The sequence below is a fragment of the Enterococcus sp. CR-Ec1 genome (assembly GCF_002850555.1).
GTDB classification, from domain to species: domain Bacteria; phylum Bacillota; class Bacilli; order Lactobacillales; family Enterococcaceae; genus Enterococcus_D; species Enterococcus_D entomosocium.
The window spans coordinates 2,133,125-2,156,771 of sequence record NZ_CP025223.1; the positions used below are offsets into that span (position 1 = coordinate 2,133,125).

Annotated in this window: 21 protein-coding genes; 6 read left to right on the plus strand and 15 right to left on the minus strand. The window is 39.5% G+C overall.

Features of this window, described 5'->3' with window-relative positions; translation table 11 throughout:
- Nucleotides 1–76: 76 nt before the first annotated feature.
- Nucleotides 77–268: a hypothetical protein gene (locus tag CXM95_RS10350; RefSeq protein ID WP_005235564.1), complete on the minus strand. Its 192-nt coding sequence runs from the start codon at nucleotides 266–268 to the stop codon at nucleotides 77–79.
- A gap of 271 nt (nucleotides 269–539) precedes the next feature.
- Between CXM95_RS10350 and CXM95_RS10355 the strand changes: the two genes are divergently transcribed.
- On the plus strand, nucleotides 540–2,801 hold the full coding sequence (locus CXM95_RS10355; protein ID WP_034878864.1) for an ATP-dependent Clp protease ATP-binding subunit: 2,262 nt from the start codon (nucleotides 540–542) through the stop codon (nucleotides 2,799–2,801).
- Between the two features lie 151 nt (nucleotides 2,802–2,952).
- Nucleotides 2,953–3,264 carry a DUF1827 family protein gene (locus CXM95_RS10360; protein ID WP_008378223.1) on the plus strand — a complete coding sequence of 104 codons (312 nt, stop codon included), beginning with the start codon at nucleotides 2,953–2,955 and terminating at the stop codon, nucleotides 3,262–3,264.
- A 161-nt stretch (nucleotides 3,265–3,425) separates the two neighbouring features.
- Here the strand turns inward: CXM95_RS10360 and CXM95_RS10365 are convergent, their stop codons facing one another.
- Together CXM95_RS10365 and CXM95_RS10370 are read right to left on the minus strand one after the other, a co-directional pair.
- Nucleotides 3,426–4,745, minus strand: a complete 1,320-nt coding sequence (locus CXM95_RS10365) for a helix-turn-helix domain-containing protein (protein ID WP_223347168.1) — start codon at nucleotides 4,743–4,745, stop codon at nucleotides 3,426–3,428.
- A gap of 473 nt (nucleotides 4,746–5,218) precedes the next feature.
- Nucleotides 5,219–5,686, minus strand: coding sequence for a hypothetical protein (locus tag CXM95_RS10370; RefSeq protein WP_101699139.1), 468 nt, complete (start codon nucleotides 5,684–5,686; stop codon nucleotides 5,219–5,221).
- Between the two features lie 1,031 nt (nucleotides 5,687–6,717).
- Between CXM95_RS10370 and CXM95_RS10375 the strand changes: the two genes are divergently transcribed.
- Together CXM95_RS10375 and CXM95_RS10380 are read left to right on the plus strand one after the other, a co-directional pair.
- Nucleotides 6,718–7,200 carry a hypothetical protein gene (locus tag CXM95_RS10375; RefSeq protein ID WP_005235554.1) on the plus strand — a complete coding sequence of 161 codons (483 nt, stop codon included), beginning with the start codon at nucleotides 6,718–6,720 and terminating at the stop codon, nucleotides 7,198–7,200.
- Nucleotides 7,201–7,219: 19 nt separating this feature from the next.
- A complete protein-coding gene (locus tag CXM95_RS10380; RefSeq protein ID WP_101699140.1) occupies nucleotides 7,220–8,278 on the plus strand; it encodes a WxL protein peptidoglycan domain-containing protein in 1,059 nt (352 codons plus the stop codon).
- Between the two features lie 244 nt (nucleotides 8,279–8,522).
- Here CXM95_RS10380 and CXM95_RS10385 read toward each other — a convergent pair whose 3' ends face one another.
- From CXM95_RS10385 to CXM95_RS10420, 8 genes are all read right to left on the minus strand, one after another.
- Entirely contained in the window at nucleotides 8,523–9,188 is a 666-nt protein-coding gene (locus tag CXM95_RS10385) for a hypothetical protein (RefSeq protein WP_233499041.1), read from the minus strand.
- A 665-nt stretch (nucleotides 9,189–9,853) separates the two neighbouring features.
- Nucleotides 9,854–11,434 (minus strand): peptide chain release factor 3, encoded by a 1,581-nt coding sequence (locus CXM95_RS10390; protein ID WP_008378231.1) that lies wholly within the window; start codon nucleotides 11,432–11,434, stop codon nucleotides 9,854–9,856.
- A 192-nt stretch (nucleotides 11,435–11,626) separates the two neighbouring features.
- On the minus strand, nucleotides 11,627–12,442 hold the full coding sequence (locus tag CXM95_RS10395; protein WP_101699141.1) for a MetQ/NlpA family ABC transporter substrate-binding protein: 816 nt from the start codon (nucleotides 12,440–12,442) through the stop codon (nucleotides 11,627–11,629).
- Nucleotides 12,443–12,447: 5 nt separating this feature from the next.
- Nucleotides 12,448–13,116, minus strand: a complete 669-nt coding sequence (locus CXM95_RS10400) for a methionine ABC transporter permease (protein ID WP_086332439.1) — start codon at nucleotides 13,114–13,116, stop codon at nucleotides 12,448–12,450.
- Nucleotides 13,103–13,828: a methionine ABC transporter ATP-binding protein gene (locus CXM95_RS10405; protein ID WP_101699142.1), complete on the minus strand. Its 726-nt coding sequence runs from the start codon at nucleotides 13,826–13,828 to the stop codon at nucleotides 13,103–13,105. The genes CXM95_RS10400 and CXM95_RS10405 overlap by 14 nt, the downstream gene beginning before the upstream one ends.
- A gap of 10 nt (nucleotides 13,829–13,838) precedes the next feature.
- Nucleotides 13,839–14,855 (minus strand): lipoate--protein ligase, encoded by a 1,017-nt coding sequence (locus CXM95_RS10410; RefSeq protein ID WP_005235525.1) that lies wholly within the window; start codon nucleotides 14,853–14,855, stop codon nucleotides 13,839–13,841.
- A gap of 238 nt (nucleotides 14,856–15,093) precedes the next feature.
- Nucleotides 15,094–16,470 carry a hemolysin family protein gene (locus tag CXM95_RS10415; protein WP_005235523.1) on the minus strand — a complete coding sequence of 459 codons (1,377 nt, stop codon included), beginning with the start codon at nucleotides 16,468–16,470 and terminating at the stop codon, nucleotides 15,094–15,096.
- Nucleotides 16,471–16,582: 112 nt separating this feature from the next.
- Nucleotides 16,583–17,698 carry an AI-2E family transporter gene (locus CXM95_RS10420; RefSeq protein WP_008378242.1) on the minus strand — a complete coding sequence of 372 codons (1,116 nt, stop codon included), beginning with the start codon at nucleotides 17,696–17,698 and terminating at the stop codon, nucleotides 16,583–16,585.
- Nucleotides 17,699–17,840: 142 nt separating this feature from the next.
- On the opposite strand from CXM95_RS10420, the gene CXM95_RS10425 reads away from it, so the two are divergent.
- On the plus strand, nucleotides 17,841–18,284 hold the full coding sequence (locus CXM95_RS10425) for a GNAT family N-acetyltransferase (RefSeq protein ID WP_101699143.1): 444 nt from the start codon (nucleotides 17,841–17,843) through the stop codon (nucleotides 18,282–18,284).
- 57 nt (nucleotides 18,285–18,341) lie between these two features.
- On the opposite strand, the gene CXM95_RS10430 is transcribed toward CXM95_RS10425, so the two are convergent.
- The 4 genes from CXM95_RS10430 to recX all read right to left on the minus strand — a co-directional run bounded on the left by CXM95_RS10430 (nucleotide 18,342) and on the right by recX (nucleotide 22,031).
- Nucleotides 18,342–19,304, minus strand: coding sequence for an N-acetylmuramoyl-L-alanine amidase family protein (locus CXM95_RS10430; protein ID WP_101699144.1), 963 nt, complete (start codon nucleotides 19,302–19,304; stop codon nucleotides 18,342–18,344).
- Between the two features lie 161 nt (nucleotides 19,305–19,465).
- Nucleotides 19,466–19,999: a nucleoside tri-diphosphate phosphatase gene (ntdP, locus tag CXM95_RS10435; protein ID WP_005225863.1), complete on the minus strand. Its 534-nt coding sequence runs from the start codon at nucleotides 19,997–19,999 to the stop codon at nucleotides 19,466–19,468.
- 93 nt (nucleotides 20,000–20,092) lie between these two features.
- Nucleotides 20,093–21,244 (minus strand): A/G-specific adenine glycosylase, encoded by a 1,152-nt coding sequence (mutY, locus tag CXM95_RS10440; protein WP_101699145.1) that lies wholly within the window; start codon nucleotides 21,242–21,244, stop codon nucleotides 20,093–20,095.
- Nucleotides 21,237–22,031 carry a recombination regulator RecX gene (recX, locus tag CXM95_RS10445; RefSeq protein WP_008378247.1) on the minus strand — a complete coding sequence of 265 codons (795 nt, stop codon included), beginning with the start codon at nucleotides 22,029–22,031 and terminating at the stop codon, nucleotides 21,237–21,239. The genes mutY and recX overlap by 8 nt, the downstream gene beginning before the upstream one ends.
- 114 nt (nucleotides 22,032–22,145) lie before the next feature.
- On the opposite strand from recX, the gene rlmD reads away from it, so the two are divergent.
- Nucleotides 22,146–23,522, plus strand: coding sequence for a 23S rRNA (uracil(1939)-C(5))-methyltransferase RlmD (gene rlmD / locus CXM95_RS10450; protein WP_101699146.1), 1,377 nt, complete (start codon nucleotides 22,146–22,148; stop codon nucleotides 23,520–23,522).
- Nucleotides 23,523–23,647 lie beyond the last annotated feature (125 nt).

Sequence of the window (23,647 nt, forward strand, 5' to 3'; positions counted from 1 at the left end):
TTCAACTGTTAAGATTACCATTTTTTTCCTCGATAGACAACCGTTTTCTCTTAAATAAACGATTGAAATAAATGTCCTATTTATTTTCTTGCACGTAACGGTAGATGATCTTCCCATTTAACCCCGCTTCTCCGACAAAAGAAGACCGGTCTTCCAACTGGAGCCAGACATCTCTAAACGCCAGAAATTCCGGCTGTTGGACAATCAATTCTTGGATCTCTCCATTACGTAAACGTACTACTTCTGCAGCAAAATCTCTGTTCTCCAACGTCTATTCTCACCTCTTTCTTTCTATTATATAGGAATTACTTTTTATTTAAAAGACCGCTTCTATAAGTGAAATCGAAGGGAAAATTTTTAAAGGTAAAATTCTTGCAGTCTGACAAAAAGTTAGTATAATAGAATTATGGTCAGTAAAGGTCAATAACACATTACCTTGAAGGTGACCGTTACTTTGCCCACAGCCCCTTTTCTTTTACAAGCAATCAAATGCGCCGTAAAATAGGGTTGTTGGAACAAATATGAAAGGTCGTGAATCTATGCTTTGTCAAAATTGCGGCAAAAATGAAGCTTCAATTCATTTATATGCCAATGTCAATGGTCAAAGAAAACAACTCGATTATTGTCAAAGTTGTTACCAAAAAATAAAAGCACAATCTGGGAATGCTGCAGCTGCAATGGCACAAGATCCTTTTGGATTTGGCAATCTTGATGATTTATTCCGTCAAATGTCTCGTCAAATGCAGCAAGGAAATCCCCCTTATGAACAAACCCCACCGACACAAACTGGCGGTAACGGTTTTGTTGGCGGGCAACCACCACGCAATAACCAAGCGCCTGCGGGTCTGCTGGGAGAATATGGCATCAATATCACTCAAATGGCTCGTGATGGTGAAGTCGATCCAGTGGTCGGTCGTGATTCAGAAATCAAACGCGTGATCGAGATCCTTAATCGCCGAACCAAGAATAATCCTGTATTGATTGGTGAACCTGGGGTTGGGAAAACTGCCGTTGTTGAAGGGTTAGCCCAAAAAATCGTTGATGGTGATGTGCCACAAAAATTGATGGAAAAAGAAGTTATTCGTTTGGACGTTGCGTCGCTTGTTCAAGGCACAGGTATTCGTGGCCAATTTGAAGAACGCATCCAAAAATTGATCGAAGAAATCAAGCAAGCGGAAAATGTGATCTTGTTTATCGATGAAGTCCATGAAATCGTTGGCGCTGGTGCAGCCGGCGACGGAAATATGGATGCTGGAAACATCTTAAAACCAGCTCTTGCCCGTGGAGAACTACAAATGGTCGGAGCAACGACGTTAAATGAATACCGCATTATCGAAAAAGACGCCGCTTTAGAACGGCGTTTGCAACCAGTACGTGTGGATGAACCTTCTGTGGAAGAAACCATTCGTATTTTAAAAGGCCTACAACCGCGTTATGAAGATTACCATCATGTGAAATATACGGATGAAGCGATCGCAGCTGCCGCTACCCTTTCTAACCGTTACATTCAAGATCGATTCTTGCCTGATAAAGCGATCGATCTGCTAGATGAAACAGGTTCGAAGAAAAACTTGACGATCCAAATCGTTGATCCAAAAACGATCGAAAAGAAATTACAAGAAGCGGAAGAACAAAAACAAGCTGCCTCTCGAGAAGAAGATTTTGAAAAAGCTGCTTACTATCGCGATCAAATCAACAAGCTTCAAAAAATGAAAGAACGTCAAATCAGCGAAGAAGAAACGCCTGTCATCACCGAAAAAGACATGGAACAAATCGTTGAAGAACGGACAAATATCCCTGTTGGGGAATTAAAAGAAAAAGAACAAACCCAGTTGAGGAATCTTGCGGATGACTTGAAAGCTAAAGTTATTGGTCAAGACGAAGCAATCGACAAAGTTGCAAAAGCGATCCGCAGAAATCGGGTCGGTTTAGGCAAACAAAACCGTCCGATCGGCTCTTTCCTATTCGTCGGTCCAACCGGTGTCGGGAAAACCGAATTAGCAAAACAATTAGCTTATGAAATGTTTGGTTCTGAAGAATCAATGATTCGTTTCGACATGTCAGAATACATGGAGAAACACAGTGTATCCAAATTGATTGGTTCTCCTCCAGGCTATGTTGGCTATGAAGAAGCAGGTCAATTGACTGAAAAAGTTCGTCGGAATCCTTACAGCTTGATTCTATTAGATGAAGTAGAAAAAGCCCATCCTGATGTATTGCATATGTTCTTGCAAATTCTCGATGATGGTCGCTTGACCGATGCTCAAGGACGTACCGTCAGCTTTAAGGACACCTTGATCATCATGACAAGTAATGCCGGAACCGGCAAAGTTGAAGCTAACGTTGGCTTCGGTGCGGCGCGTGAAGGTATCACTCGTTCCGTTTTGAATCAATTGAATAATTACTTTACACCAGAGTTTCTCAACCGCTTTGACGGCATCATCGAATTTAAAGCTTTAAGCAAGGAAAACTTGTTATCGATCGTGTCTCTCATGCTGCATGAAGTCAATCAAACCCTTAGCCAACAAAAACTGCATATCGACGTTCCACAAGACGTGCAAGAAAAATTGGTGGATCTTGGTTACAGTGCAACGATGGGGGCTCGCCCATTGCGTAGAACCATCCAAGATCAAATCGAAGACGGCATTGCAGAATTTTATCTTGAGCATCCACAAGTACATCAACTAAAAGCACAATTAGAAGATGCAGATAAAATCATTGTGACCTCCGCTGAGTCCCCTGCACCTCTTGAAGAAGCCAATCCGGCTTCTGAAGAAGAAGCATCGGAAACAAACGAGTAACAAGCTGCCAAAACGTGTAACGAAACGTTTCCTTTGCCAGACAACCATGTTTTGCCAAAAAATTGGGTAATTCCGAGTTGTCTGGCTTTTCTTTTGAAAAAAAACGCCCTATAATGTTATTAATAAATACATAGAATGTGAGGTGAGTCTGGTGAAATTAATCAATGTTACGAACAGCCATTCTCGACTAGTATTGAATCAACTTGAAAATACCGACGCGGAACTTGTAAAGGTTTACACAGCCGGAGATACAACCGTGATCTTTACCTCAGCGCCGAACCACAATGAAATTTTGCTGATCAATAAAAAAAGAACTATTCGCCCGACGGAAGTTGAAGAAATCAAAAATTACTTCTTGAAAAAATTACCTGATGGCTCTTATGATCCTGCAACGATCTCTGTGATCCAAATGCCCGAAGTGGTGGAAATCTCCATCAAAAAAACGTTATCCTCATCACGTTAGCTTTGCCTGATCACGGGTTTAAAAAATATCTATAAAAGGTGACTGTCGCAGCCCTCTTTTATAGATATCTTTTTTTGTCTTCTCTCTTCCTTCTATTGGTTAGTACTTCGACCAACGATACCTGATGTTCAAGTAAAAAAAGAGAGCCATACGCTCTCTTTTCAAGTATATTTATTAGAAATCATCGACTGGATCATCACATTTAGATTGTGCCAATCCTTGGTACTATGAACATTGCCAAAAAATGTGAATTTCTGCGACTCATTATGGATTAGCACGCCATCAGAAACCAATATATCTGAGTCTCCTAAATTCGAACTAAAGTGAATCACATTTTCATTGTAAATTTTCAACAGTTTGTTTTTAATGACCGGAATATATTCTGGATGGTTCAAAAGAGAAATACCAATGCGAATCGGTTCCTCTTCCTGGATAGGTAAATAAGACGCTGTGATCTGAGCGATTTTCCTTAAGAAGAGGGCTTCTTTTTCTATTACAAACGAATGGCGCTGCAAGGCAGCTGCAATCAGCTCTTCCACCTCTAATACTCGTTCGTTCGTAGAGGACAAATCTTCAGTAGACACAAAACTATCCAAAAAGAGATGAAGACAGCCCCATGTATTCATCACTAATTCATAGGTAATGAATTCTTCGATCTCTTTAGAAAGATTATACTTTTGCGACAAGACAGCTACAACATCGGCAGAAAATTCGACCAGCGGATTTCCTAAAAGATTTCTCAGCTTTTGGCCCAAAAGTAGTTTTTCTTGATCCGAGATCGTTTCAGGTATGAAAAGAAAAACCCAGAAATGATAAAAAATCTGTTCTTTCTCAATATCTTGCTGACTTCTGATCGGCAGCAGCTTGATCACTTGCTTTTCCCCATCTAGTTGCTTGATTTGCTCATAAATAGTGATGGAAGCATCGTCTAACTCATTGACAATATAGCCTCTCAACACCGCATTTTCAATGATTGAAAACATAATGTCGTGCTTCACTTTTGTGGTTTTTAACGGCTCATATTCTTTAGCTGCTAATTCAACGCTGGCACGGGTTCGCTGATTGATGTATACATTACAAGCCATGATCTCAACTAAATAATGGTACATCCTCACACACGGCTCTGCCCCTGTCAAATCAATGGAATCTGTATTGTTATTGATAGTAATCGGAACATTTTGGATAACCAGCATTTTCTTAAGATAGCTGATCAATTTATAACAATAAGAAATACTAAAAATCAATTCTTCCGAGATGTCCACCATACGGGTCTTTCTTTTTCTTAACAAATAGGATAATAGACGATAATAAGGAGATTCTAAGAAATATTTTTTCTTTAGATTCACAAAAATATGCAGGCTTTGTTCTTCATTTAATTCTCGTGACAAATAAACAGTTCTCTTTTTCAGCAAAAAAATTGACTCGTCAAAAGTCGTAAACTCTCTCATATCTTCGGCGATTTCATTGATCAATATTTTCACCTGATACAAAGATTTGTTTGTCGTTTCACATATTTTATCGAGAGACAGCTGCTTCTCCAAAATGATATTTCTAACAACAGTTAATTTATCTACCTGTTTTTTGGTTAAATAAAACCTATACAATTTTTCTATATACTCCAAAATTTTTTACCCGCCTTATTTAAAAAGTATCCCAGTATCCAATTATAGTAAAATAAACTTAAATTCAAGCCTCTTTTTTCATTAAACGGACAATTTTAATAAAAACTTCAGAAAAATCCCCTCTTCTTTAAAACAGTACGGGTGAGAAAAACTTGTGAAACGATTCTTATTTTTTGTAACATAAAAGTGTTGGAAACCATGAAAAAGAACCTGTGAATTAGCTGTTTCCATAAACTTAGAAAAAATTCGTATTCTTTCATTGATTGGTAAGTGACTTGGAGAGTAAAATCATTTTCTAGCTGGACAAACTTCTTTGAGGAATCAAGTTCATTTCAAAGAGCTTGTAATAAAATATCTTCTCTTTTTAGCCAGCAATCTTTGTATTCATAAATGTTGATGATCGACAATTCATCACTCATTTGATTGATTGACCGCATGATTTCTTCATCATCCGAATCAACATTGCCAATGACATGCAAATCATAATGAACACCAGATTTATCCACGCACTCAACGATATAGCTGATCACATCTCCCCAAAAATGTTCCAATCGATGACTGCCGCCTGCTTTTTCTAACCTTGAACGTTCAGCGATACACAAAACGTTTTTCGAAGAGTATTGCAAGATGTTGATTTCCCCTAGTGATTGTGCTAAGTAGTCAAGAACCGATTGGCGATCATCTTCTTGATCCACAATTAAATTTCTCTCTAAAATCGTATTCGTCTTGTTGCTGAAAAAGCGCACAGTCAACATGGTAGCATTCTTTTGTCGACTGAAATTTATTCTGGTTTGCAGCATTTTGATTCACTCCTTAAAAGAACTTTGATCCTCTGCTATTAAGGATATAGTAAGAACCAGCCGATTTTTATCGTCTTTTTTTCAAAAAAACTACAAATAAAATAATCATTGTTCCTCATTTTTCTTTCTACTGACTAAAAGACCTGTTAATTAGAAACGAGTAGCAACTTCATAAAAATAAAAGAGACAAAAAAACTCTAAGGTTTCTTCAAAGAGTCTTATTGTATATTCTCCTAATATTATGAATCCTACTAAAATCTAGTATTAATGAGATAGTAATTCTAAACAGCTAATTTTTTTGAGATATTTTTAAAATGAAACAAGTACGGATTTATAATTTTAAGCTTGAAGCAACCTTTAATATCTCTGTCCCGTTAAGGTAGAAGATTTATAGGTACAGATTACAAATTGAATAAAAACATTAATTGATAATTTTCAAATCTATGACTTTGATTGCCCATTCAATAGAAATGCATAAATAGAACAATACGTTCAATCCCCACCTATGCAATAGTTCATACTCGTAAAACTACTTCTATAAATAGTATCTTAAAAATGATAGAAGATTGTATTCTACTGAATTGCAGATGTTCACGAAAGAAATAACAGATATGAATCTTCAGAACTGATTCCCCTGACAGCGACTGATTCAGAGCAAATTCTCAGAGACTACGAATAACAATATAATTACTTTGCTAGGTCGAATCCTAGTTGGAACGACAATTCTTTCAACTCTGAGAAGATCTTGACTTAAAATATTAGCCAAATTGTAACATTGCAACAAAATTATTTTCATATAAATCATTACCGCACGGACAATTGCTACACAGAAAAATATGTGGACTTGATAATCAACATCACTTGACTACTAGAAAATTTGATTAAATTATTTTATAAAAAATCAGATTAATAAAATACTTTCTACTTTTTCATTAAAAATAGCGCAAAAACGGATAATAACTTAATACATCATCATTGTATACTTTATTTAAGCAGTAAATCATCTGCAAAAATTAAAGTGAGGTTTTATTATGAAAAAAGTTATTTTGGGTACTACATTGGCAACATCTTTACTACTAGTAGGAGGAATCACTGCGTCAGCAGATGTTGCTATGCCAGAGGTTCCCTCTGTTCCATTTGCTGTTACTATAACAGAAGGAACATCTAGTTTTGCATTTAATGATATGAATTTAAACGAAACGTTCGAAATAAGTCCAGCATTATTTGTCAACGGAACAATGACAGGAACTATTGAAAACGTTGGCGGAACATTAACAAACTTAACTCGTTCAGTTAATAAAGTTACAATTACAGTTTCTTCTGATTCTGAAGGAATCGTTATCACCGAAAATGGTGATGTTGCCGTTGAAGCAGAAGCTATTTCCCAATCAGTAGCTACCAGCGTAGATACAACTTTCACATTCAATCGTCAAACTGCTTTGCTAGATGGCACACCCACTATCACAGTTACTGCATCAGATACTACTGACTTAGACAATGGCCAAGACCTTTAATTCTTAAAAAGGATAACATATGGATAAAATATCAAAACACAGAGACTCCTTTCTAAGAGTTTCTGTGTTCTTCCTCATATTGACAATAATCGCAAATATAAATATAAGTATTGCAACAGCGAATGAGACAACGAATACTTTAAAACTATCGCTTAGCGATACCGAATATGAGACATCAAGAAATACTATTACTCTTCCTTCTGATGTTGATAAAAAGTATACATTTGAAATTAAATTGGAAAACATCGGAGCTGGTGATTCATCAATAGTGGTCACTCCCTTTGCTTCAACTGCTATTTCAAGAGAATCCTCTATTTTGTACACTTCGAATACAGAGAACCTTCTCGATGATAAATACGACTTTTCAAATTATGTTACTATCGCTTCAGAAGCTATAGACGAAGAGAATCAAATAGAAATTGCTCCTAATGAATCTGTTGGTGTCAGCATTACCATAAATGTTCCAGACGACATAGAGCTTGAAGGTACTGTAAAGGGTGGAATTAATTTTAAGCAAATATTAGGTGTTCAAACAGCTGAAGATTCTATTAGTATTGCGTCTGCCTACGAGTCTATCATTTTTATCAACTTAATTTTTAGCAAATATGAGGATATTCAAGATATTATTTATCAAGATTTCTCATTTGTTGCTCTTCAGGACACGATAAACCTACAATTTTATGCCCTCAACTATAATCCTATTTTAGGCAACTTAAACAATGCGCTCTACGAACTAATAAACCCAAATGGAGAAACAATTGCCTCTGGAGAGTTAGCAGATTCCGTTCTTTTAACGCCGTTAACCAAATCAAGAATGCAGATTCCTTTAATAGACGATAGTGAGCTTATTGAAGGCGAATACCGTTTAACAATAGAAACAACTAGAAAAGCGATCACCACTACTTTTTCTTATGAGAAAGAGGACTTGGATAACTTCAAAAAAGAGAACCGTCCAACGAACGCTGCCAACGTTCAGACAAATAATCAAATCCTTATCTGGATCATCTTTGTTCTCATTGCAGCGCTAGCAACTGCAGTCATCTACATTTTAAAATCAAAAAGAAAAAGAGAGGGCTAGTTCCTCTCTTTTGTTCTGCTTCTACTTATTCCATTGGTCATCAATTATTGAGAGATTCCTTTTTAAAGAAATGTTGCGTATCTTCTCTCCATGGTTTCCTCTTTAGGAAGAAATAGAAGAAGTGAGACAAGAAAAACTGCTCATATCAAATAAGCGGTTTTTCCTAATATAAATCTAAACATATTTTTTTCAATGATCATTTCTTTTGAAAAAAATGTTGCTGTCTCACATTGGCTTTTCTTCCCTAAAAAAACTCAGTACCAGCCTCATCCTCAACATCACTGATTGAATCTTCTAGTTTGGTAGAATCCTTATCAAGCGAGTCTTCTTCCAAGTTTGCTTGCTCGTCGTAAATAGATTCTGCTTCTTCCTTTTGGCTCTCAGAATCATCTTCGATGCCATTGTCTTCTTGCTTTTCATCGTCTTGGTCTTCAGTCATTAAATTCTCATCCGATATCTCTTCTTTTTCCTCATCCGTCTGATTCATTTTTATATCTTTCGTAAAGGTCTCTGAATCATCAATTGCTGTAAAAGTGACTGATAGGTAGTACTCAGAGTTGGAATCAAGATATTCCTTTATGTTCAATGTTGCAGCTACGTTAAGAATCATTGATGCTTCATCAATATCCTCAATCTGAATGATTTTCTCTTCCGAACCGTTCACGCTGTTTAGTTCTGCTGAAAATGCCTTCCCGACAGCTGTGATCTCTACGCCAAAAGCACCTTCACTGCCGTTGCTATCGACGGTCAGCTGAAGATCTTGTTTGGTTTTCAACAAATAATAGTGTTCGTCCTTAAAATCAATCGTGTTCAAATCAAAAATCAACGTTTCGGAAACCTCATCAGCCGCAGCCTCTACTGTTGGAAAGAAAAATATCGCCGAAAATATAAATAACAAACTTTTTAGCACTACATGGTCCCCTTTCTTCTTTCAGAAATCACTTTTATTTAACAAATAATCATTCGCTTTAGCAAAATCGATCTATAGATAACTAGTAGACTAGCAATGAGACTAATTCATTTTGGAGTTATGAAGCCATGGTTCACCAACTGAAAACTTAAGCCATCTGTTAGAAGTGCTTCAAATGAAGTTTTAAGGGCTATAACCGAATCATGCTCAGATAAAGAAAGTTTAGTCTTCACTAGTAGCATCTGACAAAAAGAACTTGTCCCTCGATCAAATGATTAAATGACCTCTATCACTGGCAATCTATTCTCTGCTTTCCCTCTACTTTCAAACAAGTGAAAATTTCCTGAATCACCAAATGTGCCTATGATATTTTTCTATTCATTTCAAGTGCACTTCCTTGCGGTCATCTTTAATACTACGCTCTTTTTCCAACTCTTTTTATCTTCTTTTAAAAGAATGTTTATAAATTAGGATAATTGTCTGATCATTGGACCATTGCCCCAATCACACAGCCTTCTTTCTGTATCAAAAGCACGTTTTCAGCAAAAAAAAGCCCCTTCTTATCCATTTTGATAAGAAAGGACTTTCTACGATCGTTCAATTCAAAAAGATCAGCCTTACGTACAGAGTTGCGCATACCTAGACAGGCTCGCGGGAAACGGCTCTTACATCAAACTCTTCAATTCGACATCTGGGTACTTATCTGCGAACCAACGCATCGCAAATTGATTCTCAAACAAGAACAATGGCTGGTCGAAACGGTCTTTCGCTAAAATGTTACGACTGGAGCTCATACGCTCATCCAAGTCTTTCGGATCGATCCAACGGGCGATCTTGTGGCCCATTGGGGTCATGATGACTTCCGCATTGTACTCATTCATCATGCGATATTGGAAAACTTCAAATTGCAGTTGCCCGACAGCACCGATGATATACTCATCACTAAGATACGTCTTGTACAACTGGATAGCCCCTTCTTGGACCAACTGATAGATTCCTTTATGGAAAGATTTTTGCTTCATCACATTTTTCGCAGTAACTTTCATAAAGAGTTCCGGAGTAAACGATGGCAGCTCTTCGTAAGCAACTTTTAGTTTTCCTTCATAAATCGTGTCACCGATTTGATAATTCCCCGTGTCATAGACACCAATGATATCTCCGGCGACAGCTTCTTCAATATTTTCACGGGTATCAGCCATAAATTGAGTCACATTGCTGAGTTTCATTTTTTTGCCAGTACGTTCTAAAGTAACGTCCATGCCTCGTTCAAAGGTTCCTGAACAAATGCGGACAAAGGCGATCCGGTCACGATGGGCAGGATTCATGTTTGCTTGGATCTTGAATACAAACCCAGACATTTCTGGTTCATAAGGACTGACTTCCTCACCAGCTAGTGTTTTATGTCCGTAAGGTGCTGGTGCAAAAGTCAAGAAGGTTTCTAAAAAGGTCTGTACGCCAAAATTTGTGAGAGCAGAACCAAAGAATACAGGGGTTTGATCGCCCCGAGCGATTTTTTCTGTATCAAAGGCGTCGCCAGCTTCTTGCAGCAATTCCACTTCTTCTAAAACTTGTTGGAACAGCCCATCTTCGGCAAATGGATGATCTGCTGGGAATTGACCATTTTCATCTAGGGCAACTAAACGTTCCCCACCGTGATTGTCAGGACGGTAAAATTCGACCCGTTGGTTGTGGATATCATACAGTCCTTCCAAGCCTTTCCCCATGCCGATCGGCCAATTCATTGGAAATGATTCGATCTCTAAAAGATCTTCTAATTCTTCTAATAATTCTAATGGTTCGCGGCCATCACGGTCGAGTTTATTGATAAAAGTAAAAATCGGAATACCACGTTTTTTAACGACCTGGAAGAGTTTTTTCGTTTGTGCTTCGATCCCTTTTGCGCTATCGATCACCATGACAGCACTATCCACCGCCATCAAGGTACGGTAGGTATCTTCAGAAAAGTCCTCATGTCCAGGGGTATCTAAAATATTGACCCGTTTGCCTTGGTAATCAAACTGCATAACGGAACTGGTAACGGAGATCCCCCGTTGTTTTTCGATTTCCATCCAGTCGGACTTTGCGAAATTACCAGTCTTTTTCCCTTTGACCGTACCAGCTTGGCGAATCGCGCCACCGAATAATAATAATTGTTCTGTAATGGTTGTTTTCCCCGCATCCGGATGGGAAATAATCGCAAAGGTACGGCGACTATCGACTTGTTGTTTTAATTTTGGATTATCCATTGATTCTATTGCTCCATTTCTTGTATTTACAATGCGAACAGTGTCTATTTTAGACTGTCGCTAGTTTTCTGACCAAATCAGTATATCATGGATAAGGGTGATAAAAAAGCAAAAAAAGACAAGAAACCCCTTTGACTACTCTCTTTTAGAGAGTTAGGCAAAGGGCGCTCCTTCCATTTTGATAGAAATAAATTAAAATGCTGGCAATAAGGTATCGCTATGCTCGTTTTCTAAAAACTCACGAACTTTATCGCTAGTCATGGCACGGCGCAATACAGCGATTTTTTCAGAATCTTGATTGTCTTCTCGAGCAACTAATGAGATAGCAAAGCGATCATCGATGGTTTTTTCTAAGAAAAGGGCATCTGCTGGTTTCAAACCGATTTTCGCGATATAGGTTGGGTAATTATATACCAAAGATACGTTTGGTTCATCATAGGCTTCCGCAAGATTCAGTAAATCGACAGATAACCACTCAAAATTTTTCGGATTTTCGGTAATGTCTTTTAATGTCCCATTGACACCAACGCCTTCTTTAAGGGTAATCAATCCTTCTTCTGCTAAAATCGCTAACGCTCGACCTTCATTGGACATATCATTTGGCAATGCGACTTTCGTTCCTTCTGGAATATCATTGATATCCTTATACTCTTTGGAATAAAAACCGACTTTTGCGTTGTAGATTTTATCTAGTGCCACTAGGTTTGCATCTTTTTCTTCATTATACATTTGCATATATGGTTCATGTTGCGCAAAGTTAGCATCAACCTCGTCATTATTCAGCAACTCATTGTACTGGATATTGTCATTGACTTGGACCAATTGGATTTCCCAGCCATCTTCCACTACTTCAGCTGCAACCTTTACGACATCGGTCATTGGCGTCGTTTGCGAAGCGACCTTGATGATTTTCTCTTCGCTCGCTTCATCAGAACCTGTACCGCAAGCCCCCAATACACCTAATGCCAATACACTCAATCCTAAAACAAATCCTTTTTTCACTTTCATTCCTCCTATTTTCGTTTATCAAGTTTTCTTGCTGCTTGATTGCCAATCCCTTGCAGGATAAAGACCAAAAGAATCATGATGATAATTGCAAAATACATCACGCCATACTCATAACGCTGGTACCCATAACGGATCGCAAAATCGCCGATACCGCCGCCACCAACGATCCCCATCACCGTCGAATAAGAAACCATGCTGACTGCTGTCGTCGTTAAAGATAAAATCAAGCCGCTTCTAGCTTCCACTAGTAAAAACGACCAAACATACTGCCATTGACTGACACCAAGAGATTTCGCCAAATAAGAAACTTCTTCTGGAACATCCAACAGCACTTGCTCCGTCAAACGAGCAAAAATACTCATAGCAACGATGCTCAAAGGAAAACTGGCGGGAATCGGTCCAAATGAGCTGCCTAAAAGCATCCGCGTCAACGGGATCAACGCTACAACAAATAATAAAAAAGGAAACGAGCGGATGATCGTCACGACGAGATTCAAACACTCATAAAGAAATGAGATTTTTTTCCCTCGGCTGCGACTGAGAAAAAGCCAGACACCTAACGGTAGACCTAAGACAATGGCTGCGAGCATCGAAATGCCCATCATGATCGCTGTTTCTTTCAAAGATTGCAGCAATTCAGGCAGATAATACAAAATACTCTCACTGATCGTCATGCAGCAGACTCCTCTCCACTTTGTTCACATAAGAGCTTTCAATGCGGACGATTGGTTGTGGCTGATTGGCAAACTCCGCCTCAAAGACGGCATCCTCCAATACAAACACACGTTGACAAATTTGTCGGACGGCCGATAGCTCATGACTGACAAAGACGACAGCTGGTTGAAACGTCTGTTGAACTTTTTGCAGCAAAGCAAGAACATCGGCTTTCGTATCTTCGTCCAGCGCACTAGTGGGCTCGTCACACAGCAAGATTTTGGGCTCACGGATCAAAGCCCGTGCAATAGCCACTCGTTGTTTCTCTCCGCCGCTTAACTTGGCCGGATAGATGTGGGCCTTATCTTCCATGCCAACAAACGAAAGCATCTCAAGTACCATATCTGCTGACTTTCCCATTAACTTCAAGGGCAAATAGACATTTTCGAAAACGGTTCGATTGTGTAACAGATTGTAATTTTGAAAAATCATGCCGATTTCTTGTTGTGCACGTAGCAGATGCTTTTTATTCGATGTATCGATTTTTTTGCCATCAAAAAGTAATTCCCCGCTGTCTGGGGTTTCAATCAAGTTTAAAAGCCGCAACAACGTCGATTTTCCTGAGCCGCTTTTGCCGACGACCCCAACGATTTCTCCTGCCTGAACAGAAAAAGACAAACCATCGAGAACCTTTCGATCGTAACGCTTTGTGAGATTGATCGCTTCTAACATCTTTTTCCTCCTAATCAAACAGCAATGCTAAAAATTCAGAAGCGGTCATCTGATGGATAAACTGATCGATGGCGATTCCCTCTAGCAAGCGGCTAATGGTGCTTTTTTCAAAATCAATACCTTGCAACATCGCTTCAAGTTCACTGATCTCTTTTTGTCCAAAAAAATCACCGGTAATTTGAATCGCTGCAATCTTGCCTTTGTTGACAGTAAAATCGACTTCAACAATCCCAACCTGCTCAAACCGCTTTCTTTTTTGCCATTCGAAAGCAGGCGCTTCATTAAAAATCCACTCATTATTGGCATATCGTTCTTCAAACAGTGTTTGGATCGCTTGTCGATCGGTTTCCGTTAAGACGATCTCTTGCTCACTGATTTCATCAATCGATTCTACTTCATAGATTCGGCAAAGGAGTGTATCTCGAAATTCCTTGGTATCCATTGATTGGTATTGCTCTGCCAAAAAGGGCTTGATATTCGTCACACTTTTCCGAACTGATTTCGTGGCTTTAGAAGCAATTTTTTCTTGGGCAACATGTAGAACTTTCGTCAATTCTTCTAGATCCACATCATACATCAATGTGCCATGGGAATACGTCCGGCCTTTTTTTGTATACATCGCATTGCCAGAAAACTTTTTCCCATCAATGAACAGATCATTACGGCCATGTACTTCAACATCCTTGGCTCCCATTGCCGCTAAGCCTTTCATGATAGGTTGTGTTGCACTTTGATAGTCACCAAAGCTCGTGGCATCTTTTTTGGTGACAAAACTAAAACTCATATTGCCTAGATCGTCATAAACCGCTCCACCACCAGACGTTCTGCGAGTCAAAACGATCTTACGGCTTCTTAGATAGTCAAAATCAATCTCTTGATACGCATTTTGATTTCTGCCGATTATAACACATGGTTTTTGTATGTATAACAGAAGACAAGGCTCCGAAACATCTACGTTATTCATCAAATACTCTTCAGTCGCCAAATTGTAACGGATATCTTCACTAAGCATACGGTAAAATTTCATTTCAAGCCCCTCATTCTCATTATATTTCTATGGATATTCTCGCTTTTCTTACGGAAAATTGCAATCAAACTGCTTAACGATAAGATACACGTGTTTTTTTATCTGTTTTTAAACTGTATTATTCAATAAATTTATCGTAACCGTTTCTTCCATACAAATCAAGGGGAATACGTAAAAAAACGGACAAAAAAGACCAAAGCAACTGCCTTGGTCTTTCTCATTTCATTTATACGGAACTTTAACGGCGAGGCTCATCTTCCTCAAAATCTTTACGGAAATAGCGCCGCTCTTCCTCTGGTTCCACTTCCCCTTCTTCTGGGTCGTGGAAAATCACCCGGATCTTCAAGACGCGTGATCCTTCCATTTCTTCAGAGATCAGCTTCACATTGTCCACTTCGAAGGATAGTTTTTCTCCTTCATCGGGGATTAATCCTAAAGCAGTGATCAAATATCCTGCCATCGTATCCACATCACTCATATGCAAGCTCATGTTGAAGGCTTCATTAAAATCATCGATCAACATGCGTCCTTGGATGACATATTCTTTATCAGAGATTTTTTCATAAAGCTCTTCGACTTCATCTGATTCATCATCGATCTCGCCGACGATTTCTTCTAGCAAGTCTTCTAGTGTAACCAACCCAACGACGCCGCCATATTCATCAAGCAAAATCGCCATTTGGTTTTGGGTTTTCTTTAATTCATAAAGCAAATCATCGATAAAGACCGTTTCTGGCACAAACAATGGTTCCTGCAGGATTTGTTTGATGTCCATCGTATCAAAGCCGTATTTGTACGCACATTTCAAAAGATTTTTGGTATGTAGAATCCCTACGACTTTGTCTTTATCTTCATTATATACAGGAATACGAGAATAATTTTCTGCTAAAATTTCAGTCAAAATTTCTTCTACTGAGTCATTGATGTCCACCATAAAGGCTGAGGTTCTAGGAACCATGACTTCCCGGGCGACTTTCGTGTCTAATGAAAAGATCCCTTGCAGCATCTCTAATTCATCTTCTTCAAAGACCCCTTCTGTTTCCAACATATACCGCATTTCATCACGGGTCATCTTCGTGTCTTCATCGTCAAATTCCATTGGAGTGATGCGCGCCAATAAACTTGTCGAAGCAGATAAGAACCAGACGAAAGGTTTTGCAATAATCCCGATCGTTCGAATAACACCAGAAGTGAACTGGGCAACTTCTTCTGATTTGTTCATGGCGATCCGTTTTGGATACAACTCACCGAAAACGATCGACACATACGTCAAGATCGCTAAAACAATAATGTTCGCTAAGCTTTTAGCCGCCGTCCCTCCACCTAATAAAGGTGCCAAACGGGTCGACAAGGTATCTGCCAGAGATGCCCCAGATAAAATATTCACCAAGGTAATCCCAACTTGGATCGTTGACAAGAAATTTGTTGGATTATCAATGATTTTCAATAATTTTTGTGATTTGACATTTCCTTCTTCCGCTTTTTGCTCCACACGGTTTTTGTTAACTGAGACAACTGCGATCTCAGAGGCCGCTAGAAAAGCGTTGATCAATGTCAAAACGATCAATAATAAAATTTGCGCTAGAAGCGACTGACTCTCGGGGTCAGCATTCATAATAGCATTCTCTCCTTATTTTTTCATTTTCTAAAAAAAATCGTGGGCTTAGCCCACGATAAAATCCTATCACAAAGTTTTTTTCTTTGCAATAAAAAACACCAGTCATTGATTATTCGATCAACCGTTCCTGATTTTTCTTGATTTTGTCGTCTTTGATCAGGCGAACAATAAAGACGACGATCGTTCGGCAAATCGCATAAAATGGCACACCTAGGAAAATCCCCAGCAAGCCAGCTAGATTTCCAGCAACTAATAAGACCAAAATGATCGTTAACGGATGGATCGCCAATGATTTTCCGATTACATTCGGGTAAATAACATTTCCGTCTAATTGTTGGACGACCAGAACCACGATACAGCATAATAATGCGCGAAATGGTTCATCAAAGACCGTCACTAACACCGCCGGAATCAAACCAAGATATGGGCCTAAATAAGGGATCAAGTTTGTGACGCCTGCAATTACCCCAAAAAGAAAGGCATAGTTAACGCCGATCATCCAGTAACCAATAAACGTGAAGGTAGCGACAAAAATACATTCGATCGCTTGCCCACTAATGTAATTGGATAATGTCTTGTTTAAGTCACCTAGCAACCCAACAATCTGATCTCGTCTTCTTTCTGGAAAGACAGTTTTCAGATTAGGAACTAGCTTTTCTCCATCCTTCAACATGTAAAAAAGGATGAATGGTACTGTAACGATGATCATCGTCGCGGAAGCAATCGTACTGACGATCGATCCTAAGCTAGTGGATAACCCACTAAGAAACTGCTGCAGCAAAGAACCATAAGAAAGATTTAGGTTTTCTAACTGCTGCGCGATATCGATTTGTTTGAAAAATGGATCATCTGCGATTCTTGAGATCCAGCTTTCCATATTTTTGGCAAATGTTGGAATATTTTCCGCCAATGAAGTAATCTGACTCACTAGATTAGGAATAACGCTGACGAAAATCAAGATGATTGCTGCTACTAATAACAACAGAACCAATATGACAGCAAACAGTCGTTTTATTTTTGTGGTTTTCATCAAAAATAAGACGATTGGATTTAGCAGGTAATACAGAAAGCCAGCAATCAATACTGGTGCAAATAAAGTAGAAAAAAACGTGCCAATCGGTGCAAATAGAAAATTGACTTTACTTAACACAAACACGAGTGTCACTAAAACCAATGCTTCCAATGACCAAAAGAACAGTTTTGATTGTTTGAATTTGTCGAACAAAAGATTCCCTCCCTTTTTTATAACATTATAGATGATTTTGAAAAAAAAAGCTTGCGACTTTAGCCGCAAACAAAAAAAATTTGTAAAAAAAGTGGTATACTATTAAAAATAACGGAGAAATCTTAGCTGAGGTGAATTTTTTATGCATATTGCACAAACAAAAGATACGCTGAGTGACATTTATTTGGCGTCATTGAAAATACGAAATCAAGTATTCGTGAAAGAGCAAGGTGTTCCATTAGCATTGGAAGTAGATGAAAATGAAGCATTGGCAGTCCACTTTGTCTTATATGACGACGATAATGAAGCAGTCGCAACCTTGCGTTTCTTACCTATCTCTGCTCATGAAGTGAAGTTGCAGCGAATGGCGGTCCCCGCTGCTTATCGAGGTTCAGGTTATGGCAGTCAACTGATCGAAGGTGCGGAAGCCTTCATTCAAAAACAAGGAATCAAAAAAGTCACTTTAGGGGCACAAATAACCGCCAAAGAGTTTTACTTGAAGTTAGGCTATCAGCCTGAAGGCGATGTTTTTTTAGACGCGGATATGCCCCATATCAAAATGAGCAAAACCTTTAACGAGAAGTGATTCCTTAAAACAGCGACCACAAAACAGATCCTTCCTCTGTTTTGTAGTCGCCGTTTTTTATTCCTTTGCTTCAACGATCTCTTCAATCGCTGCCAGCAGTGTTTGCGCCACCCTTTGATCATACCCTTCACTTGTAATCACTGCCAGATCAGTGTCACTGTTCAAATAGCCTAACTCCAACAAAACTGCTGGAAGATATTGTTCTCGCAACACATAATAGTTACCAAAACGAGTGCCGTTGGAACTCAATGCCACCGAAGAACTCAAATTGGCAGTGATCGTTTCTGCCATCTCTTTTGCCCCAGTATAGTAATAGTAAGTTGTCAGTCCTTGATTACTGTTTGGTATTTCTGAATTATCGTAATGAATACTGATAAATAAATCTGGTTCTTCTGAAAGCGAAGCAGCGGTGATATCAGACAGCGAGAGATAACGATCTTCAGTGCGAGTGTAACTGACTTGAATACCTGCTTCTGTCAACACTTCGCCGATCGTTTGGACCGTTGCTAGCGTCAAGTCTTTTTCCATGATCGTTTGATCTGTCGAAAGTGCCCCAGAATCTTCGCCACCGTGACCTGCATCAAGGACGACTTTGAAGTTCGATAAATCTTTTGGTATTGCCGAAAGCGCGACTTCTTGAATCGATGCTGATTGCTTTTCAATGTAACCTGTTACCCCATCATCTGTTTGAATTTCAACCATCTCTTCTGTTTGACTGATGAAGATTGCCCAACTTCCCCGATGGATTTTCCCAATGACTGTCTCTTGACTTGTTGTCTGATAGATCGATACATAATCGTTCTCACTTTCAACCGCTGCATCGTATTCTGAGGGATCTACATAAATTTGGACAATACTGACAGTCTGAGCGGTCTCTTCTGTTTGAGCGTTAAGCTCAGTTTGAGAAGTACTTTCTTGACTCTCCTCACGAGCGGATTGGTCGTTTCTCAACACAGCAAACCCCGCTGCAAAAAGCAGAATCATGGTGGTCCCGATGACAAGCTTCCCTTTTTTCTTCATGTGCTTCCCCCACTAATTTTCTTGGTCTCTCTATCATGGGACTGTCAGCTTAAACAGAACTTAAAACCTGCTGATTGAAGCAATCCATTAGAAACACAAAAAAACTCCAACCAACTTGGTTGAAGTTTCTTAGGGAAAATGAGCGATTCGACCCATTTTACTTATTTTTGAGACAACTGCTTGTAGCGATCATACCAAATGTCCACATACCCTTGCGAAAAGGGTCCTTTGCCATTATTGATCCAATCTACTAAAATTTTGACATTTTCTTTCAAGATAAAATCAATGTCTTGCGGATATTGCATAATCTTACTGTGCAATTCATACTCATCCACATCTAGTAAACGTTTCTCGCCATCAGGAAATACTTTGATATCAAGGTCATAATCGATATATTTCAATGCCTCTTCATCAAGTAAATACGGTGAAGCAAGATTACAATAATAGGAAACCCCCTTTTCTCGAATCATTGCAATAACATTAAACCAGTATTTTTTATGAAAATATACAATTGCTGGTTCACGGGTAACCCAGCGTCTTCCATCTGATTCGGTCACTAATGTATGATCGTTGACCCCTATCACTGAGAATTCACTGGTCTTTAAGACCATCGTATCCCGCCACGTTCGATGCAAATTGCCGTCATGTTTGTAGCTTTGAATGCTGACAAACTCTCCTTCTTTTGGAACTCGCATAGCAACCCTTCCCTCAGCAAGAAAACTTGCGTTTTGTTTGGGTGTTCATTACACCGACATCGTTAATATTATAGCAATAAAAGAAAGCTTTGCCTAGAAATCTTTATCGAGTTTCTGATATTTCTTTAATTGATCCACCAATTTCTGCTGGGGTTTTGGGAAAACATAGTTTTGAAAGGATTCTTTTGCTGCCCATTCGCTGTCTTGTAACGTGAGCTCTCCACGTTTTCTGCCGTAAAATAAAAGGACGTGCCATTTCAAATGACTAAAGATATGGGTGATCTCGCCAAAATGTCGTTTTTGCCAAACTACAGGCAGATCAGGAAAAATTTCGAGCGCATCATCTTCGGCAATCAAATCCAACTGCAGCTGCTCCTCTTTTGCCCATGTTTGCTGCAGAGCCTCGTACTGTTCTTTCGTCACTTCTACCAAAGGAAAATGCCACATAGAAGCTAATAAGCCTGTTTCAGGTCGCTGCACGAGTAAAAACGAGCCTTGATCTTCGATGGCGCCTGCGATGTAATAGACATCTTTTGGCTTTGCTTTTTTCGATTTCACTGGAAAGTCTGTTTGTCGATTCTCCGCATAAGCAAGACAATACTGACTGATGGGACACTCTTCACATTTCGGTGTAGTGGGTGTACAGATTCGTGAGCCAAGATCCATCAAGGCTTGATTAAACTCACCAGGTTCATCGGGGGAAATGATTGTTCTCATGGCCTCGTCAAAGGGAGCTCGGCTGCTGGCTTTGGCAATATCTGCTTCGATACAAAACAAGCGGCTAACGACCCGCATGACATTACCGTCGATTGCCGGTTCTGGCAAACCAAAAGCAATGCTGCCAATGGCACCAGCTGTGTAGGGACCAATTCCTTTTAATGAGCAAATCTCTTCAATTGATTGGGGCATTTCTCCGTCGAATTCGGCAACGATTTGCTGTGCAGCAGCCTTAAGGTTACGGGCACGAGAGTAATAACCTAAACCTTCCCAAACCTTTAAAAGCTTTTGTTCTTCGGCTACCGCCAAGTCTTGGATCGTCGGGAATTGTTCCATAAAACGATAGAAATAGCCAATCACTGTTTCCACTCGTGTTTGTTGAAGCATGATCTCTGAGATCCAGATTGCATACGGATCGTTGGTCGCCCGCCAAGGCAGATTGCGTTTTTCTTTATGATACCAAGTTAAAAATGTTTCTTGGAACGTCTTGATTTTTTCTTCATCCCAAGTTTCCCATTGCTTACTCATCCATTACTTCCTCATCTAAGAATCGTTGTATATCATCGATGGCAAACCCTTTTTGATAAAGGCCTTGCTTGATCTTCATTTTTCGTTTCATCAAGGGCAATCGCTGATGCCGCCGCATAAGTCGGGCACCTTCTCTTTGGAGCGCTTCATTTTCTTGGTCCTCATCTTTTTCCATTGGTAATTCATCCAAAATCATCTGAATGACTCCTTGATGAAAACCTTTTTGCATCAAATGCATTTTTATCTTTTGGATCATTTCTTTATGACTTTTGTTGTGAAAACGACGCATCGCTTTCTCAGCCGTATGATAACCGACTTCAAACTGCATTTCCTCGGTATACAAAGGCAATACTTCTTGAATCACAGGATCTTTCAAGCCTTTTTTTCTCAATTGCTGACTGATTACCACGGGTCCTTTATCGCTCATGCGGACTTGGGTGCGAATGTAGCTCTCTCCGTAGTTTTTGTCATCGATCAGATTCAGCTCTTTCAGCCGTTCAACGACTAAGTCTCGGTCTTGTTTTTCGATTTCTTTGTCTTTCAAATAGGTACGGACTTCCATTTCAGAACGCAGCTGATAGCTGATATAGTTCATGGCTTGCTGCAAGCCTAAATCAAACCCCGCACTTTTTTTGATTTCTTTTAATTCTTCTTCACTCAGTTCCTTGCCTTTTAATAGCCGAAAACGGACCAAAAGATCTTCTGAGACCCGCAGTGTTTCACCTTCTGATGTCGCCACTTCATAAAATGGTCCTTTTCCTTTATTGATACGAATAATTGTATTCATCTTCTTCACCTCGCGAACGTACATTCTATTTTACCACAACTACGATGAAATTCCTTCTAATCAAGCTGAAAAAATGTGGTAAAATGAACTGACTATTTTATTTAAGGAGTTCACATGGCAAATATACAAGTCCAGCTTGGACAAAAACTACAACTAACGATCAAACGCTTGGGGATCAACGGAGAAGGCATCGGGTATTACAAAAAGCTGATCATCTTTGTTCCCCGTGTTCTGCCAGGGGAACAGATCATTGCCGAAGTCACGAAAGCCTCTCCCCGCTTTGCTGAAGCCAAGATGACCAAAATCATCAAGCCAAGCAGCGATCGCATCCAACCACCGTGCAAGTTTTACGACCGGTGCGGCGGCTGCCAATTGCAGCACTTAGTCTACGACAAACAATTAGACTTCAAAAAAGACCTATTGAAACAAGCACTTGAAAAATTTAAGCCAAAAGGTTACCAACAGTTTGAACTAAGGGATACTTTAGGCATGGATGTTCCTTGGCATTACCGCAACAAAGCACAATTTCAATTGCGTTACAACAGTCAAACCAAACGAATCGAAGCGGGTTTATACGAAATGGAGTCTCATCGCTTAGTCGCCATTGATGATTGCCTCGTACAAGAACAAGATACGCAAAAAGTGATCAACGGCATCGTCCAATTGTTGAACAAATACCAGATCCCGATTTACGATGAACGAAAAAATAGCGGGATTTTACGAACATTGATGGTTCGCATCGGGATCGCCACTGGCGAAGTCCAAGTTGTTTTCATTACCAATTCTGTCAAACTGCCGCAAAAAAATGCGCTGATTCGCGAGATCAATCAGCGCTTGCCGCAAGTCGTTTCCATCATGCAAAATGTGCAAAACAAAAAAACGTCCGTCGTCATGGGAGAGGAAACGATTCATCTTTGGGGCAAAGAAGCAATCGAAGAACGGTTGAATGAACTGACATTCGATTTGTCCGCCCGCGCATTCTTCCAGCTGAATCCACAGCAAACCAGCGTCTTGTATCAAGAAGGGTTAAAAGCCCTTGACTTGAGCAAAAATGAAACAGTTGTTGATGCTTACTGTGGTGTGGGGACGATTGGGTTGAGTGTGGCACCTTATGCCAAAGAAGTCCGCGGCATGGACATTATTCCTCAAGCGATCGAAAATGCCCAAGAAAATGCCCACCGTATTGGTGCCCAAAATACCCATTATGAAACGGGAACTGCTGAGGAGCTCTTACCAAAATGGTTCAATGAAGGCTTCAAACCTGATAGCATCATTGTTGATCCGCCAAGGACAGGCTTGGATGAACGATTATTGCAAGCTTTGCTGAAACAACCACCGAAGAAGATGGTCTATATATCTTGTAATGTTTCTACTTTAGCAAGAGACTTAGTCCAATTAGCCAAAGTGTTTCACGTAGAATATCTGCAATCAGTAGATATGTTTCCACAAACCGCACGCTGCGAAGTGGTGGTAAAATTGACCCGCAAATAAACATTCGCCTGACAAATCATTTTGTGATCTGTCAGGCTATTTTATTGCACCTATCGTTTCAGCGTATTTTCAATGGAAAAATGAATCGGTCTGTATGATGAGAATCTTTGTATCATTATAAGCAT

Bases quoted from the DNA above. Each gene is read 5' to 3' on its own strand.
- ntdP (WP_005225863.1), bottom strand. From the start codon at position 19,999: ATGCGAGTTCCAAAAGAAGGAGAGTTTGTCAGCATTCAAAGCTACAAA.
- rlmD (WP_101699146.1), top strand. From the start codon at position 22,146: ATGGCAAATATACAAGTCCAGCTTGGACAAAAACTACAACTAACGATC.
- CXM95_RS10430 (WP_101699144.1), bottom strand. From the start codon at position 19,304: ATGAAGAAAAAAGGGAAGCTTGTCATCGGGACCACCATGATTCTGCTT.
- CXM95_RS10375 (WP_005235554.1), top strand. From the start codon at position 6,718: ATGAAAAAAGTTATTTTGGGTACTACATTGGCAACATCTTTACTACTA.
- CXM95_RS10390 (WP_008378231.1), bottom strand. From the start codon at position 11,434: ATGGATAATCCAAAATTAAAACAACAAGTCGATAGTCGCCGTACCTTT.
- CXM95_RS10400 (WP_086332439.1), bottom strand. From the start codon at position 13,116: ATGACGATCAGTGAGAGTATTTTGTATTATCTGCCTGAATTGCTGCAA.
- CXM95_RS10410 (WP_005235525.1), bottom strand. From the start codon at position 14,855: ATGAAATTTTACCGTATGCTTAGTGAAGATATCCGTTACAATTTGGCG.
- CXM95_RS10425 (WP_101699143.1), top strand. From the start codon at position 17,841: ATGCATATTGCACAAACAAAAGATACGCTGAGTGACATTTATTTGGCG.
- mutY (WP_101699145.1), bottom strand. From the start codon at position 21,244: ATGAGTAAGCAATGGGAAACTTGGGATGAAGAAAAAATCAAGACGTTC.
- CXM95_RS10355 (WP_034878864.1), top strand. From the start codon at position 540: ATGCTTTGTCAAAATTGCGGCAAAAATGAAGCTTCAATTCATTTATAT.
- CXM95_RS10415 (WP_005235523.1), bottom strand. From the start codon at position 16,470: ATGAATGCTGACCCCGAGAGTCAGTCGCTTCTAGCGCAAATTTTATTA.
- CXM95_RS10405 (WP_101699142.1), bottom strand. From the start codon at position 13,828: ATGTTAGAAGCGATCAATCTCACAAAGCGTTACGATCGAAAGGTTCTC.
- CXM95_RS10370 (WP_101699139.1), bottom strand. From the start codon at position 5,686: ATGCTGCAAACCAGAATAAATTTCAGTCGACAAAAGAATGCTACCATG.
- CXM95_RS10380 (WP_101699140.1), top strand. From the start codon at position 7,220: ATGGATAAAATATCAAAACACAGAGACTCCTTTCTAAGAGTTTCTGTG.
- CXM95_RS10395 (WP_101699141.1), bottom strand. From the start codon at position 12,442: ATGAAAGTGAAAAAAGGATTTGTTTTAGGATTGAGTGTATTGGCATTA.
- recX (WP_008378247.1), bottom strand. From the start codon at position 22,031: ATGAATACAATTATTCGTATCAATAAAGGAAAAGGACCATTTTATGAA.